The 14,271-nt window shown below is 70.1% G+C and carries 14 protein-coding genes; 6 read left to right on the top strand and 8 right to left on the bottom strand.

The annotated features are described in order from the left end of the window. Positions 1-15: 15 nt before the first annotated feature. Complete coding sequence (gene lexA / locus ACFOW8_RS17420) at positions 16-657, top strand: transcriptional repressor LexA (protein WP_449289776.1); 642 nt, start codon at positions 16-18, stop codon at positions 655-657. 85 nt (positions 658-742) lie between these two features. Here the strand turns inward: lexA and ACFOW8_RS17415 are convergent, their stop codons facing one another. From ACFOW8_RS17415 to ACFOW8_RS17390, 6 genes are all read right to left on the bottom strand, one after another. Then, complete coding sequence (locus ACFOW8_RS17415; protein ID WP_378551659.1) at positions 743-1,615, bottom strand: lysophospholipid acyltransferase family protein; 873 nt, start codon at positions 1,613-1,615, stop codon at positions 743-745. 119 nt (positions 1,616-1,734) lie between these two features. Beyond that, on the bottom strand, positions 1,735-3,165 hold the full coding sequence (gene hflX, locus ACFOW8_RS17410) for a GTPase HflX (protein ID WP_378552078.1): 1,431 nt from the start codon (positions 3,163-3,165) through the stop codon (positions 1,735-1,737). Between the two features lie 171 nt (positions 3,166-3,336). Then, complete coding sequence (dapF, locus tag ACFOW8_RS17405; RefSeq protein WP_378552076.1) at positions 3,337-4,218, bottom strand: diaminopimelate epimerase; 882 nt, start codon at positions 4,216-4,218, stop codon at positions 3,337-3,339. A gap of 44 nt (positions 4,219-4,262) precedes the next feature. Beyond that, positions 4,263-5,099 carry a TrmH family RNA methyltransferase gene (locus ACFOW8_RS17400; RefSeq protein WP_378551658.1) on the bottom strand — a complete coding sequence of 279 codons (837 nt, stop codon included), beginning with the start codon at positions 5,097-5,099 and terminating at the stop codon, positions 4,263-4,265. After that, complete coding sequence (gene miaA / locus ACFOW8_RS17395; protein WP_378551657.1) at positions 5,096-6,037, bottom strand: tRNA (adenosine(37)-N6)-dimethylallyltransferase MiaA; 942 nt, start codon at positions 6,035-6,037, stop codon at positions 5,096-5,098. The genes ACFOW8_RS17400 and miaA overlap by 4 nt, the downstream gene beginning before the upstream one ends. Then, entirely contained in the window at positions 6,034-6,807 is a 774-nt protein-coding gene (locus ACFOW8_RS17390; RefSeq protein WP_378551656.1) for a hypothetical protein, read from the bottom strand. The genes miaA and ACFOW8_RS17390 overlap by 4 nt, the downstream gene beginning before the upstream one ends. A 263-nt stretch (positions 6,808-7,070) precedes the next feature. On the opposite strand from ACFOW8_RS17390, the gene ACFOW8_RS17385 reads away from it, so the two are divergent. Next, positions 7,071-8,450, top strand: a complete 1,380-nt coding sequence (locus ACFOW8_RS17385) for a DUF349 domain-containing protein (RefSeq protein ID WP_378551655.1) — start codon at positions 7,071-7,073, stop codon at positions 8,448-8,450. 134 nt (positions 8,451-8,584) lie between these two features. Here the strand turns inward: ACFOW8_RS17385 and ACFOW8_RS17380 are convergent, their stop codons facing one another. Continuing rightward, complete coding sequence (locus ACFOW8_RS17380) at positions 8,585-9,163, bottom strand: Rv2732c family membrane protein (RefSeq protein ID WP_378552074.1); 579 nt, start codon at positions 9,161-9,163, stop codon at positions 8,585-8,587. Between the two features lie 137 nt (positions 9,164-9,300). Continuing rightward, the gene (gene miaB / locus ACFOW8_RS17375; RefSeq protein WP_378551653.1) at positions 9,301-10,836 is read right to left on the bottom strand and encodes a tRNA (N6-isopentenyl adenosine(37)-C2)-methylthiotransferase MiaB; all 1,536 of its coding nucleotides are present in this window, start codon (positions 10,834-10,836) and stop codon (positions 9,301-9,303) included. 204 nt (positions 10,837-11,040) lie between these two features. Between miaB and ACFOW8_RS17370 the strand changes: the two genes are divergently transcribed. The 4 genes from ACFOW8_RS17370 to ACFOW8_RS17355 form a co-directional block, all read left to right on the top strand. Continuing rightward, a complete protein-coding gene (locus ACFOW8_RS17370; protein WP_378552073.1) occupies positions 11,041-11,769 on the top strand; it encodes an amino acid ABC transporter ATP-binding protein in 729 nt (242 codons plus the stop codon). Positions 11,770-11,805: 36 nt separating this feature from the next. Beyond that, positions 11,806-12,639, top strand: coding sequence for a glutamate ABC transporter substrate-binding protein (locus ACFOW8_RS17365; protein ID WP_378551652.1), 834 nt, complete (start codon positions 11,806-11,808; stop codon positions 12,637-12,639). A gap of 87 nt (positions 12,640-12,726) precedes the next feature. Beyond that, positions 12,727-13,392: an amino acid ABC transporter permease gene (locus ACFOW8_RS17360; protein ID WP_378551651.1), complete on the top strand. Its 666-nt coding sequence runs from the start codon at positions 12,727-12,729 to the stop codon at positions 13,390-13,392. Beyond that, a partial coding sequence (locus ACFOW8_RS17355) for an amino acid ABC transporter permease (RefSeq protein ID WP_378551650.1) occupies positions 13,389-14,271 on the top strand: 883 nt, incomplete at its 3' end. The genes ACFOW8_RS17360 and ACFOW8_RS17355, both read left to right, overlap by 4 nt.

Genomic DNA, 14,271 nt, shown 5'->3' with positions numbered 1-14,271 from the left:
GGGGCGGATCTCACCGTGCGTCAGCGCACGGTCCTCGAGGTCATCCGCACCTCGGTCACCGAGCGCGGCTACCCGCCCAGCATCCGCGAGATCGGCGATGCGGTCGGCCTCACCTCCACCTCCTCGGTGGCGCATCAGCTCCGCGCACTAGAGCGCAAAGGCTATCTGCGGCGCGACCCGAACCGCCCGCGCGCGGTGAATGTGCGCGGCCTCGACGAGGCGGTGCGCTCGGTGACCGCGCTCCCGGTGGAACAGGTCGACGAGACCGGGCAGGAGCGGCCGACTCCCACCTTCGTCCCGGTACTCGGCCGGATCGCGGCCGGTGGACCGATCCTGGCCGAACAGGCCGTGGAAGACGTGTTCCCGCTGCCGCGCGAGCTGGTGGGCGACGGGTCGCTGTTCCTGCTGAAGGTCGTCGGCCAGTCGATGGTCGACGCGGCCATCTGCGACGGCGACTGGGTGGTGGTGCGCCAGCAGAACGTGGCCGAGGGCGGCGATATCGTGGCCGCGATGATCGACGGCGAGGCGACGGTCAAGACGTTCAAACGCAGCGGCAAGGACGTGTGGCTGATGCCGCACAACCCGCACTTCGAACCGATCCCCGGCAACGACGCGCAGATCCTGGGCAAGGTCGTCACCGTCATCCGCAAGATCTGACCGCGGCGGCGCGCGTCCGGACCGAGAGGACGACACGCCTGGCCGGGCAACCGGCCGGGCGATGACCCTCACGCGACGGACGCGCTCAGAACGGCAGCGCGCCGCGCAGCCTGCCGAACAGGGTGCGGCCGGCATCCCGCTCGCGCTCGGCGAACAGGAACCGCAGTTCCTCCTCGAGACTCTTGTGGACCACGTCGCGCAGGTCGGCCGCGGCGGTGTCGAGGTCATCGGCTTCCAGCCACGGCGTCGGGTCGATCGGAGCACCCGCGGAGAAGTAGAACCGTTCCGGTCGGGGCAGCGGAGTCGGCCCGATGCCCTTGACCATCGGCGGGTTCAGCTCGGGGTTGATACCGAGCAGGCTGCAGGTCCAGCGCAGCGGGCGCATCACCGGATGCTGACCGTCGAAGACGATGTCGAACGCGTCGTCGATGCCGATCATCGCCAGCGGCACGATCGGGGCACCGGCCTGGATCGCCATCCGCGCGAACCCGGTCCGGCCCTCCCACTTGAGCACGTACTTCTCGCCTTTGCGGCGGATCGCCTCGCGGCCGCCGCCGGGGAACACCACGACGGCCTCGCCGCGCTCCAGCAGCGCGAGGCAGTTCGCGCGGGTGCCGCGCACCGCGCCGAAACGGTGCAGGATGTGCCGGACCCCCGGCACCATCAGCACGTGCTCGGCCAGGCCGCGGACCAGCCTGCCGCGGGCGCGCAGAATCTCCGGCATCAGCAGCGGCGCGTCGATCCCGCCGAGCAGATTGTGATTGGCCACGATGAGCACCGGGCCCTGCTCCGGGATGTTCTCCAGCCCGAAGAACCGCGGACTCGCCCACGCCCGCACCGGCGCGAACACCGCCTCGAACGCGCGCATCTCCCATTCGGTCGGCGCCGGACGCAATGGCGCGTCGTCGGAGAGGATCCGGTCGCCCTGCTCGACCGATCCCCCGTTGGTCACACTCACAGTTCCCGTCCCCCGCTGGTCGTTCGACATAACACCCTCCTGCTGTCGACCATCGACCATAGCGGCCCGAAATGACCGTGTCGCATCGACGTCGACCGGCAACCACCCGGCGAACCGGATCAGCTCGGCACGGCCTCCGCGGGCCCGGAGTGGGCGTACTCCGACAGTGCGGCGGCCAGCGGGTGCGGCACCCGCGCGCGGATCCTGGTTCCGCCTTCCTCGTGGTCGGCGGAGATGATCCGGCCGTCGGCGTGGATGCGGGCGAGCAGGTCACCCCGGCTGTAGGGCAGCAGCACACTGATCTCGACGTCGAGCCCGCCGAGCACCTCCGAGAGCCGCTCGCGCAACTGCTCCACCCCGGCTCCGGTGTGCGCGGAGACGAAGGCCGCGTCGGGCAGCAGCCCGCGCAGCCGGGTGAGCTCGTTGGGATCGGCCGCGTCGATCTTGTTGACCACCAGCAGTTCCGGCGGCGCCGCGGTGCCCTGCTCCTTGATCACGTCGGTGATCACTTCGCGCACCGCCTTGATCTGCTCCAACGGCAGCGGATCGGAGCCGTCGACCACATGCAGCAGCAGATCGGCGCCGGTGACCTCTTCCAGAGTCGAGCGGAACGCCTCGACGAGCTGGGTCGGCAGATGCCGGACGAAACCGACGGTATCGGTGAACACCATCTCGCGGCCGTCGTCGAGCGCGGCCCTGCGGGTGGTCGGGTCGAGAGTGGCGAACAGCGCGTCCTGGACCAGCAGCCCCGCCCCGGTGAGCCGGTTCATCAGGCTGGACTTGCCCGCGTTGGTGTAGCCGACGATAGCCACCGACGGCACGCCGCTGCCCGCGCGCCTGGCGCGCATGGTGTCGCGGGCGGTTTTCATCTCGCGGATCTCGCGGCGCAGCTTCGCCATGCGCTCGCGGATGCGCCGGCGGTCGGTTTCGATCTTGGTCTCACCGGGACCACGCAGACCGACACCGCCGTTGCTGCCCGCGCGACCGCCCGCCTGCCTGGACATGGACTCACCCCAACCACGCAGGCGCGGCAGCATGTATTCCATCTGCGCGAGCGCGACCTGGGCCTTGCCCTCACGAGAGGTGGCATGCTGGGCGAAGATGTCGAGGATCAGCGCGGTGCGGTCGATGACCTTCACCTTGACGACCTTCTCCAGTGCGGTCAGCTGCGCCGGGGTGAGCTCGCCGTCGCAGATCACGGTGTCGGCGCCGGTCTCGAGCACGATCGAGCGCAGCTCCTCGGCTTTGCCGGAACCGATGTAGGTGGCCGAGTCGGGCTTGTCGCGACGCTGGATCAGGCCTTCGAGGACCTCCGAGCCCGCGGTCTCGGCGAGCGCGGCCAGCTCGACCATGCTGGCCTCGGCCTTGGCGGCGCTGCCCGCTGTCCACACCCCGACGAGCACGACCCGTTCCAGGCGCAGCTGCCGGTATTCGACCTCGGTGATGTCGGTGAGTTCGGTGGACAGCCCGGCGACGCGGCGCAGCGAGGAGCGCTCGTCGAGCTGCATCTCGCCGACGGTGGGTTCGGCCGACCAGCCGGGACGCTGCATGCGCGCGGCGTGGCGGGCGAGCGCGGCGTCGACGTCACCGCGGTCGGCGGCCACGTCGGACTCGGCCGGGGTGGTGTGCTCGGCCGAGGGGGGCTCTGTGGGAATGTTCGATGTCGTCATACGCCTTCTATGCTGCCACGTCGTGGTGACAGCACGCATCCGGTTATCCGGTTACCGCGCGTCCCACCACACCCGCGACAGGGTGCCGGTGGCCAGCAGCACCGACGGCCCACGCAGCCTGGCGTGTCCGGCGTCGATGCGCACCCGCACCTGCCCGCCGGGCACCCGGACCGTCACTTCTCCGGTCCCGGTGGCGACGGACACCCCGGCCGCGGTGAGCGCGGCGGCCGCGGCGGCGACGGTTCCCGTTCCGCAGGAGCGGGTTTCGCCGACACCGCGCTCGTAGACGCGCATGTCGACGGCGTTGCCCGCGTCGAGCGCGGTCAGGATCTCGACATTGACGCCGTGCGGGAACAGATCGGGGTCGAAGCCGGGCGCCGCGGTGAGATCGAGCTTGGCCAGCGCGTCGGCGGTGAGGGTGTCGTCGACGCACGCCAGGTGCGGATTACCGACATCGATCCCGAGGCCGGGCAGCGCCCAGCCGCCGAGGGTCGCCGTGGACGGGCCGAGCTCGCGGACCGTCCCCATGTCGACGGTCACCTCCCCGTCGACCGGGCCAGCGGCATGCACGACGACCGGCCGGGCGCCCGCGCGGCTGCCGACCACGAACTCGGTCCGCTCCTCGAGGCCGGTGGCGGCGAGATAGTGCGCGAAGACCCTGACCCCGTTGCCGCACATCTCGGCGATCGAGCCGTCGGCGTTGCGGTAGTCCATGAACCAGTCCCGCGCGCCGACCCCGGGCGGCAGCGTGTCGAGAACGCCCGCGTCGCACAGGGCACCGGCGGTGGCGACGCGCAGCACACCGTCGGCGCCGAGGCCGCGCTGCCGGTCGCACAGCGCGGCGACGCGGTCGGCGTGCAGCTCGAGCTGGACCTGCGGGTCGGGCAGCACGACGAAATCGTTCTGGGTGCCGTGGCCCTTGCTGAATTCGATGTCGGACACGCCGCCCATTGTCCTCCTCGTCATCGGCCCGCTCGCTACCGGGCGAAACTCCGGCGCTGCCGGGAGATCTCGTACAGCCCGATCGCACCGGCCGACGGCGCGCCGAGTGAGCTCGCGGTGCCGCCCATCGGGATGGTCACCAGGTCGTCGCAGGCCTGCGCCCACGCGGTGCTCATGCCGGCGCTCTCGTTGCCGACGACCAGGATCGTGGCCTCGGTGAAGTCGTAGTCGTAGATCGTGCTCGGCGCGTCCTCGTCGGTGCCGACGACGCGAGTGGGGATCCCGCGCGCCACCTGGCGATCGCGGAACTCGAGCACCTGCGCAGGCCCGGCGGCGCGCAGCACCGGCACCGCGAACAGCGAGCCGGTGGAGGCACGCACCGCCTGGGGGTCGAACTGGTCGGCGCCGTGCCCGGTGACGATCACCCCGGATGCGCCGAACGCATCGGCCGAACGGATCAGCGTGCCCAGATTGCCCGGTGAGTTCGGGCGGTCGAACACCACGACGACCGGCGGCTCCTCGCCGGGTTCGCCGGGTTCGTACCCGGTCAGCTCGGGCTGGCGGGATTCCGCGACCGCGACGATCTCCGGGACACCGGCCGACTTCTCCCCCAGCTCGGCCATGAGTTCGGGCACGAGGCCCACCTGCGGTACGTCGGCGGTGTCGAGGATCTCGCGGGCCCAGCCCGACAGTTCGGGAGTGCCCAGCCGATAGAGCAGCGTTTCCAGCGGCCAGTCGTTGGCCAGCGCCTGGGTGATCGGACGCACCCCCTGCACGAGGAACCGGCCGTCACGATGACGTTTGGTCCGGTTGCTCAGGTAGGCCTGCCACACCTGCACCGAGGCGTTGCGGGTGCTCACTCGTCGCGTCACTGCGCTGTCCGTCCTGTCTGATCGATCGGGGAGAGCCGGGTCAGTGCGGTCGCGGCGAGGTCGGGATCGGCGCCGTCGACCCAGCGCACCCGGGGATCGCGGCGGAACCACGACCGCTGCCTGCGCACATACCGCCGGGTGCCGATGAGGGTGCGTTCCCTGGCGCCTGCGAGGTCGTACTCGCCGTCGAAATGGGCGAGCACCTGGGCATAGCCGATCGCGCGCTGGGCGGTCTGACCTTCGCGCAGGCCCACCTCGATCAACCCGCGCACCTCCTCGACCAGACCGGAGTCGAACATCAGGGCGGTGCGTGCCTCGATCCGGGCATCCAGCGCGGCGGTCTCCCGGTCGACTCCGAGGATCACGGTGTCCCAGCGCGGGGCGCCGATCGTCGGCGCCGACGCGGCGAAGGGCTGTCCGGTCAGTTCGACGACCTCGAGCGCGCGCACCATCCGCCTGCCGTCGGTGGGCAGGATGGTGTCGGCGGCGACCGGGTCGGCCCGGCGCAGCGCGGCGTGCACCGCGGCAACGCCGCCCTCGGCGAGCACCGCCTCCCAGCGGGCTCTGACCTCGGGGTCGGTGGCGGGGAAGTCCCACTTGTCCAGCAGCGCCTGCACATACATCATCGATCCGCCGACGATCACCGGCGTGCGGCCGCGGGCCATGATGTCGGTGACCACCGCGCTCGCGGTGCTCTGATAGGCGGCGACCGTCGCGGTCTCGGTGACGTCGAGCACGTCGAGCAGATGATGCGGGATGCCGCGGCGCTGCTCGGGCGGCAGCTTCGCGGTGCCGACGTCCATGCCGCGGTAGAGCTGCATCGCGTCGATGTTGACGATCTCGCCGTCCAGGCGCTGGGCCAGGTCGAGCGCGAGCTCGGATTTCCCGGTGGCCGTCGGGCCGACCACCGCGATCGGACGCCACAGCCGGCTCGTCACCCGTCGATCCCTTCCTGCCCGCTCGGTTCCCACACGCTCACGTCGTAGCCGACACCATAGGGTGCGCCCTGATAGAGGGTACGCACCCGGGGATCGCCCGGATCGGCGGCGAACAGACCGGCCAGCACCTGATAGGCCGCGCGTCCGTCGACCAGCAGCTCGGCACACAGCTGCGGGTCGAGATCGGCGAGTCCGGCGCGCGATCCGGCCCGCAACGCGGCATCGACGGCCGCCTGCACGGGTGCCGAGCGATCGTCCAGATAGCCGGGGGACTCGACGGTGAGGGTCGCCGCGCCGTCGGCGACGACGAGCACCGCCCGCGGCTGCGGGTCCGTGTCCAGCTCGGCCCGCAGGGCGGCACCCACCCGCACGCAGTCCGCCGGTGTGGTGTCGGCGGCGACCAGTCGCGCCGTCACCTCGATCCCCGGCGCGGCCCGCTCCCGCAACCAGCCGGCGATCAGCACCGGCAGCGGAAGCTGAGCGTCTGCCGGGAGCGGGTCGGGGCCGGCTGGACCGAGTCCGACGACCACGTCGGCACCGAAGCCGCGGAAGGTCCCTCTGGTCGTGGACGGGAAGTTCTGGTCGCCGGTGCCGACGCCGAGAACGGTCCAGCGCGGGGCGGACGCGGCCAGCCGGGCCGCGGCGGCGACGGCAGCGGCGCGCAGCTGCGCGATCGGGTCGTCGGGATCGTCGCCCGGCGCGCCCGGCCGCCCACACAGTTCGGGCACCAGCATCGGCGGCGACGGGACCAGGGCCGCTATCGAGAACACGCCGTAACCGTAGCCGGAGGGCCGATGGGGCCGGGCAGCCACCACATCCCGGCCACGGTGCGGCGCGCGAGTGTCCGGCGCGGTGATGCGCGCCGGGATTGCTAGTGTTTTCAGTGGCGACCACCCCCGTCGTCCGGGACGAAATCCCAGGAAATCCGGCATCCGATCGCCCGGATCGATGGTTTCCTCGGCTCGGACCGGGTTCAATGGGATGTGCTAGGGCGTAACCAGGCAGCCGTGACGCGCGGCAGGGACGGAGAGCAATGACCGACAGCAACGGAACCGCGAAGCCCACCCCAGGGCCGGGCCCGCGACCGTCCGGTATCCCCAAGCCCGGCGGCAAGCCCGCGCGCCCGCCGAAACCGCACGCGGTGAAACCCGCGCCGGGCCCCGACCAACCGCACCCACATCCCGTCGTCGTGCCGACCGTCACCGACCCGAGCAAGTGGGGCCGCGTCGACGAGGACGGCAGCGCCTGGGTGAAGACCGCCGACGGTGAACGGATGATCGGCTCCTGGCAGGCCGGTGACGCGGCCGAGGGCCTCGCCCACTTCGGCCGCCGCTTCGACGATCTCGCCACCGAGGTCGCCCTGCTGGAGGCGAGACTGGCCGCGGGCACCGACGCCCGCAAGACCAAGGCCGCGGCGCTCGCCCTGGCCGAGTCGCTGCCGACCGCGGCGGTCATCGGCGATATCGACGGCCTCGCCGCCCGGCTGCAGGCGATCACCGAGCATTCCGAGGAAGTCGCCGCGCACGCCAAGGAGGAGAAGGAGCGGGCCAGGCACGAGCACACCGAGCGCAAGGAAGCGCTCGCGGCCGAGGCCGAGCAGATCGCCGCCGAGTCCACCCAGTGGAAGGCCGCGGGCGACCGGTTGCGCGAGATCCTCGACGAGTGGAAGACCATTCGCGGCGTCGACCGCAAGGTCGACGACGCGCTGTGGAAGCGCTATTCCAAGGCAAGGGAGGCGTTCAACCGGCGCCGCGGCGCCCACTTCGCCGAGCTCGATCGGGAACGGGCCTCGGCCAAGACCCGCAAGGAAGAGCTGTGCGTGCGTGCCGAGGAGCTGTCGGACTCCACCGACTGGACCGGCACCGCCGCGGTGTTCCGCGATCTGCTCACCGAGTGGAAGGCAGCGGGCCGGGCGCCGAGGGAAGCCGACGAAGCGCTGTGGCGCCGGTTCAAGAGCGCCCAGGACGTGTTCTTCGCCGCGCGCAACGCGGCGGCCTCCGAGCGCGACGCGGAGTTCGAGCACAACGCCACCGCCAAAGAGGAGCTGCTGCGCGCCTACGCCCACATCGACCCGGCCGCCGGGCTAGACGCCGCCCGCGCCGCGCTGCGCGAGCTGCAGGACAAGTGGGACGCGATCGGCAAGGTGCCGCGCGAGCGCATGCAGGAGCTCGAGGGCAAGCTGCGCGCGGTGGAGAAGCGCGTGCGCGACGCCGCCGACCAGCAGTGGCGCCGCACCGACCCGGAGGCCGTCGCCCGCGCCGCGCAGTTCCGCGAGCGGGTCGCCCAGTTCGAGGAGCAGGCGGCCAAGGCCACCGCGGCGGGCAAGAAGCGCGACGCCGAGAAGGCGCTCGAACAAGCCAAGCAGTGGCGCGAATGGGCCGAGGCCGCCGAGGGCGCGGTCAGCAATCGCTGAGGCGTACACAGCATCGGCAGCTGATTTCGCACGAACACGGGTAGCTCGCCGGGGACGCACAACGATCAGCGCACCCCCGCGAGTCCGGCCGCCCTCCCAAAACGACCGGCAACAGTCGCGGGAGGCGGGCTAGCCTACTCGCCGGTGAGGCGCTTGCGGTCGCGCTCCTCGGCCTCGCGGGCGGCATTGCGGCGCTGCTCCTCGGCGGCCAGCTGGACCGCCGTGCGGCTCCACACCACCCGCACCCAGTGGAAGGTGAGCACCATGATCGCGAGCGTGCCGAGGATCAGGCCGATCCCGGGACCGGCGCCTTCGTAGTTGCCGAGGCCGGGCGTCTGGCGGTGCCAGATCGAGAGCACGCCGAAGACGCTGCCGACGGCCGACCCCGCGCAGGCCAGCCAGGCCAGCACCCAACGACGGGTGGTGAGCGCGAGCAACGAGAAGCCGACTCCGAACACGATGACCAGCCACACGAAGATCCGCGACGGCAGACCGATGTGCTCGACGCCTGCCGCGTCGGTGTTCAGCAGCACGTCGAAGCCGCGTGCGGTCCCCGCGGTCGGCAGCACCAGCGAGATCAGCAGGGCGAACACCGCGCCCGCCACCACCAGCGCGCGGGCGCCTGGATCGATCTCACCGGCGATGCGGCGTTCCACCGCGTCGAGTTCGCCGCGGAACTGTTCGAATTGCTTGTCCTCGTCCACCCGGTTCACCGCGTTGTCGCTCCTGTCGGCAGGCTCGTCGTTGCTGGGCTCGTTCGCGCCGGGCTCCACTGTGCCATCACCGCGAACACCACCCGCGGCCGACCCACTACCGCCGGTAGTAGATTCGGGATCCGGTTCGGGCGAGCTCACGCCGAGCAACCTGTCGAGCAACCGCTGTCCGCGGGCTCGGCCACCCTCGGTGCGCCGATCGGGGGCAGCCCGAGACCGACACCGACGGGCGCGGTCTTGGGAGTCACACCGCGCTCGTGCGCGTCGCCCGCCCTGGTGCGCCGGTGGGACTTGACCACACCGTCGGCGATGAGGTGGTGCGGTGCGGCGGCGGTGATGTCGACGGTGACGATGTCGCCGGGCCGGATCCCCGCATCGGTGCCGGGCCGGAAGTGCACGAGCCTGCCGTCGCGGGCCCGCCCGCTCATCCTGGCGGTGGCGGCGTTCTTCTTGCCGGCGCCCTCGGCGACGAGCAGTTCCACCTCGGTACCGATCAGTTCCTGGTTCGCCTCCAGCGACACCTGCTCCTGCAACGCGATCAGCCGGTCGTAGCGCTCCTGCACGACCGCCTTGGGCAGCTGGTCGGGCAGCTCCGCGGCGGGCGTGCCGGGCCGCTTGGAGTACTGGAAGGTGAAGGCGCTGGTGAAGCGCGCGCGGCGGACCACGTCCAGGGTCTCCGCGAAATCCTCCTCGGTCTCCCCTGGGAAACCGACGATGATGTCGGTGGTGATCGCGGCATCCGGCATCGCGGCCCTGACCTTGTCGATGATGCCGAGGAAGCGCTCCTTGCGGTAGGAGCGGCGCATGGCCTTGAGCACCCGGTCCGAGCCGGATTGCAGCGGCATGTGCAGCTGCGGGCACACGTTGGGGGTCTGCGCCATCGCCTCGATCACGTCGTCGGTGAACTCGGCCGGATGCGGGGAGGTGAACCGGACCCGCTCCAGTCCCTCGATCCGCCCGGCCGCGCGCAGCAGCTGGGCGAAGGCACCGCGATCGCGCGGCTGCTCGGGATCGACGAAGTTCACGCCGTAGGAGTTCACGTTCTGCCCGAGCAGGGTCACCTCGAGCACGCCTTGGTCCACCAGGGCCTGCACCTCGGCGAGCACGTCACCGGGGCGGCGGTCGACTTCCTTGCCGCGCAGCGAGGGCACGATGCAGAAGGTGCAGGTGTTGTTGCAGCCCACCGAGATCGACACCCAGCCCGCGTAGGCGGACTCCCGCCGAGCGGGCAGCGTCGACGGGAAGGCGTCGAGCGACTCGAGGATCTCCACCTGGGCCCGCTCGTTGTGCCGTGCCCGCTCCAGCAGCACCGGCAGCGACCCGATGTTGTGGGTACCGAAGACCACGTCGACCCACGGCGCCTTGCGCACGACGGTCTCGCGGTCCTTCTGCGCCAGGCAGCCACCGACCGCGATCTGCATGCCCGGCCTGCCCTGCTTGATCGGTGCCAGATGGCCGAGGGTGCCGTAGAGCTTGTTGTCGGCGTTCTCGCGCACCGCGCAGGTGTTGAAGACCACCAGATCGGGGGTCTCGGCCGCCGTGGCCTTCACATATCCGGCATCCTCGAGCAGGCCGGACAAGCGCTCGGAGTCGTGCACGTTCATCTGGCAGCCGAAGGTGCGGACCTCGTAGCTGCGCGCCCGCTCCGTCGCGTTCTGTCCGTTCGAATCCACCGGTCCATGCTACGGCCACGGGCCCTGTGGCCTGCGTCGCGGTCGGGTCCGGCCAGGTTACCGGCAGGTGTCGTCTCGGCGTGCCGTTCCGGCGAGTCACCGAAAGCGGGGCAAATCTCCGAAGAACGCCTAAGGTTTCTGACCATGACCGACGACGCCGCACCCGCGACCGGGAACGCCGCCGCCTCCGCAGGCGCGCCGCCGATGATCTCGATGCGCAACGTGGACAAACACTTCGGCGACCTCCACGTGCTGCGCGATATCAACCTGGACGTGCCGCGCGGGCAGGTCGTGATCGTCCTCGGCCCTTCGGGCTCGGGGAAGTCCACACTGTGCCGCACCATCAACCGGCTCGAACCGATCGATTCCGGCGCCATCGCCATCGACGGCGTCGCGCTGCCCGCCGAGGGCAAGGCGCTCGCGGCGTTGCGCGCCGAGGTCGGCATGGTGTTCCAGTCGTTCAATCTCTTCGCGCACAAGACGATTCTGGAGAACGTCATGCTGGCGCCGCTGAAGGTGCGTGGGCTGAAGAAGGACGCGGCACGCACCAGCGCGCTCGCCCTGCTCGATCGGGTCGGCATCGCCAACCAGGCCGACAAGTACCCCGCACAGCTGTCCGGCGGTCAGCAGCAGCGGGTGGCCATCGCGCGCTCGCTGGCGATGGACCCGAAGGTGATGCTGTTCGACGAGCCCACCTCGGCGCTGGACCCGGAGATGGTCAACGAGGTGCTCGAGGTGATGGTCTCGCTCGCCAAGGAGGGCATGACCATGCTGGTGGTCACCCACGAGATGGGCTTCGCCCGCCGGGCCGGCGACCGGGTGCTGTTCATGGCCGACGGGGAGATCGTGGAGGACACCGTCCCCGAGACGTTCTTCACCGCGCCCACGTCCGACCGCGCCAAGGATTTCCTCGGCAAAATTCTGAGCCACTGACGCCCGTCCACACATCAAGAGGGAGAAGGAAACTCGATGAGGATCAATCGTGCGATGCGCGTCGGCATCGGTGCCGCCGCGGTAGCCCTTGCGGCCACGCTCACCGCCTGTGGCGGCGGTGACGAGGGCACGGCCCTCGACCACGCCGAAGAGGGCAAGCTGACCGTCGGCATCAAGTTCGACCAGCCGGGCCTGGGCCTGCGCAACACCGACGGCACCTACAGCGGCCTCGATGTCGAGGTCGCGAAGTACGTGGGCGACAAGCTGGGGGTGAAGCCGGAGGACATCACCTTCAAGGAGTCCCCGTCGGCGCAGCGCGAGACGCTGATCGAGAACGGGCAGGTCGACTTCATCGTCGCCACCTACTCGATCACCGACTCCCGCAAGGAGAAGGTCGATTTCGCGGGCCCGTACTACGTGGCCGGTCAGGACCTGCTGGTCCGCGCCGACAACACCGACATCACCGGACCCGACTCGCTCGCGGGCAAGAAGGTGTGCTCGGTGAGCGGTTCGACGCCCGCGCAGAACATCCAGAAGAACTACCCGCAGGCGCAGTTGCAGACCTACGACACGTACTCGCTGTGCATCGAGGCGCTGCGCAGTGGCGCCATCGACGCGGTCACCACCGACAACGTCATCCTCGCCGGCTACGCCGCGCAGTCGCCTGGCACCTTCAAGCTGGTGAACGAGACCTTCACCACCGAGAACTACGGCATCGGTGTGAAGAAGGGCGATCAGGAGACCCGCGACCAGATCAACGACGCGCTCGAGGCCATGTTCGCCGACGGCGCGTGGCAGGCCGCGCTGGAGAAGTCCTTCGCCGGTACCGGTTTCGCGGTTCCCGAGCCGCCCGCCGTCGACCGCTACTGATGATCGCCACCGCCGCGGCGCGCCCCTTGGCCGCCGCGGCGGTGATGTCCTGTTCGCCCTTTTCCATCGATCGGAGGACGCGAGTCCGTGTTCGACCTGATCTCGAGGTACAACATCCTCGAAGCATTCTGGGTGACCGTGCAGCTAACGTTCTTCTCGGCGATCGGCGCCCTGGTCCTCGGCACCCTCGTCGCGGCCATGCGCGTATCCCCGATTCCGGTCGCGCGCTGGGTCGGCGCGGCCTTCGTGACCGTAGTCCGCAATACGCCGCTCACCCTGATCCTGGTCTTCACCTCGATCGGCCTGTACACCCAGCTCGGGTGGACCCTCGCCAGTGACGACATCCAGGACATCAACTATCGCTGGGCGATCATCGGCCTCAGTGTGTACACGGCAGCGTTCGTATGCGAGTCACTGCGCGCCGGCATCAACACCGTGGCGCTCGGTCAGTCCGAAGCGGGGCGTTCGCTGGGCTTCGGGTTCGCCCAGAATCTCCGGCTGATCGTGCTCCCCCAGGCGTTTCGCGCCGTCATCGCGCCCCTGGGCAGCGTGCTGATCGCGTTGACCAAGAATTCGACCGTGGCGTCGGTGATCGGCGTCGCCGAAGCGGCGTTGCTGATGAAGTCGATGATCGAGAACGAGGCCGCGATTCTCACGATCGGTGCGATCTTCGCGCTCGGCTTCGTCGTCCTCACCCTGCCGACCGGGTTGATCTTCGGCTGGCTGGCCAAGCGATACGAGGTGGCACGGTGAGCGGTGCTTCGGTTCTCTTCGACGCTCCCGGCCCCCGCGCGCGGCTGCGTCACCACCTGTATTCGGTTCTCGTCGTCCTTGCTCTCATCGGCGCCGGCTGGTGGCTCTACACCGCGTTCGCCGCGAAGGGCCAGTTCACCGCGGCCAAGTGGGAGCCGTTTCTGGACTCCCAGGTCTGGGAGACCTACATCCTGCCCGGCCTGGAGGGCACGATCACCGCCGCCGCGATCTCGATCGTCGGCTCGGTGATCTTCGGCATGATCTTCGGTATCCTGCGGCTGTCGGATCATGCGTGGGTGCGCTGGACGGCGGGCACGATCGTCGAACTCGCCAGGGCCATCCCGGTGCTGATCCTGATGATCTTCCTGTTCTCGTTCTTCGCCGATTACAAGGTTTTCCCGTCCGATCAGCTGGCGCTGGCGGCGGTGGTCATCGCGCTCATCATCTACAACTCCTCGGTCATCGCCGAGATCGTGCGGGCGGGAATCCTCTCGCTCCCGAAGGGGCAGACCGAGGCGGCGGTCGCGCTGGGTCTGCGCAAGAACCAGCTGATGCGACTGATCCTGCTGCCGCAGGCCGTCACCGCGATGCTGCCCGCGCTGGTGTCCCAGATGGTCGTGGTGCTCAAGGACACGGCACTGGGCTACCAGATCACCTATGTGGAGCTGGTCCGCTCCGGCGCACAGGTGGGCGCGGCGCTGGGCAACCCCGTCCCCGCGCTGATCGTCGTCGCGCTGCTGATGATCTCGCTGAATATCGCCTTGAGTTTCCTGGCCACCCGGATCGAGAAGCGCTTGCGTTCGGGTCGCCGGAAGAAGGGCGGCGCGGGCGTGCTCGGCGCGGACACGATCGTCACCGACGCCGCGCCCGGTGTCGACA

This window comes from Nocardia rhizosphaerae, from assembly GCF_042650365.1.
In the GTDB taxonomy this organism is placed as follows: domain Bacteria; phylum Actinomycetota; class Actinomycetes; order Mycobacteriales; family Mycobacteriaceae; genus Nocardia; species Nocardia rhizosphaerae.
Note: the sequence above shows the minus strand (reverse complement) of the source record. Positions and strands in the feature narration are given on the sequence as shown.

Bases quoted from the DNA above. Each gene is read 5' to 3' on its own strand.
- hflX (WP_378552078.1), bottom strand. From the start codon at position 3,165: ATGCAGCGTCCCGGCTGGTCGGCCGAACCCACCGTCGGCGAGATGCAG.
- ACFOW8_RS17365 (WP_378551652.1), top strand. From the start codon at position 11,806: ATGAGGATCAATCGTGCGATGCGCGTCGGCATCGGTGCCGCCGCGGTA.
- ACFOW8_RS17370 (WP_378552073.1), top strand. From the start codon at position 11,041: ATGATCTCGATGCGCAACGTGGACAAACACTTCGGCGACCTCCACGTG.
- ACFOW8_RS17385 (WP_378551655.1), top strand. From the start codon at position 7,071: ATGACCGACAGCAACGGAACCGCGAAGCCCACCCCAGGGCCGGGCCCG.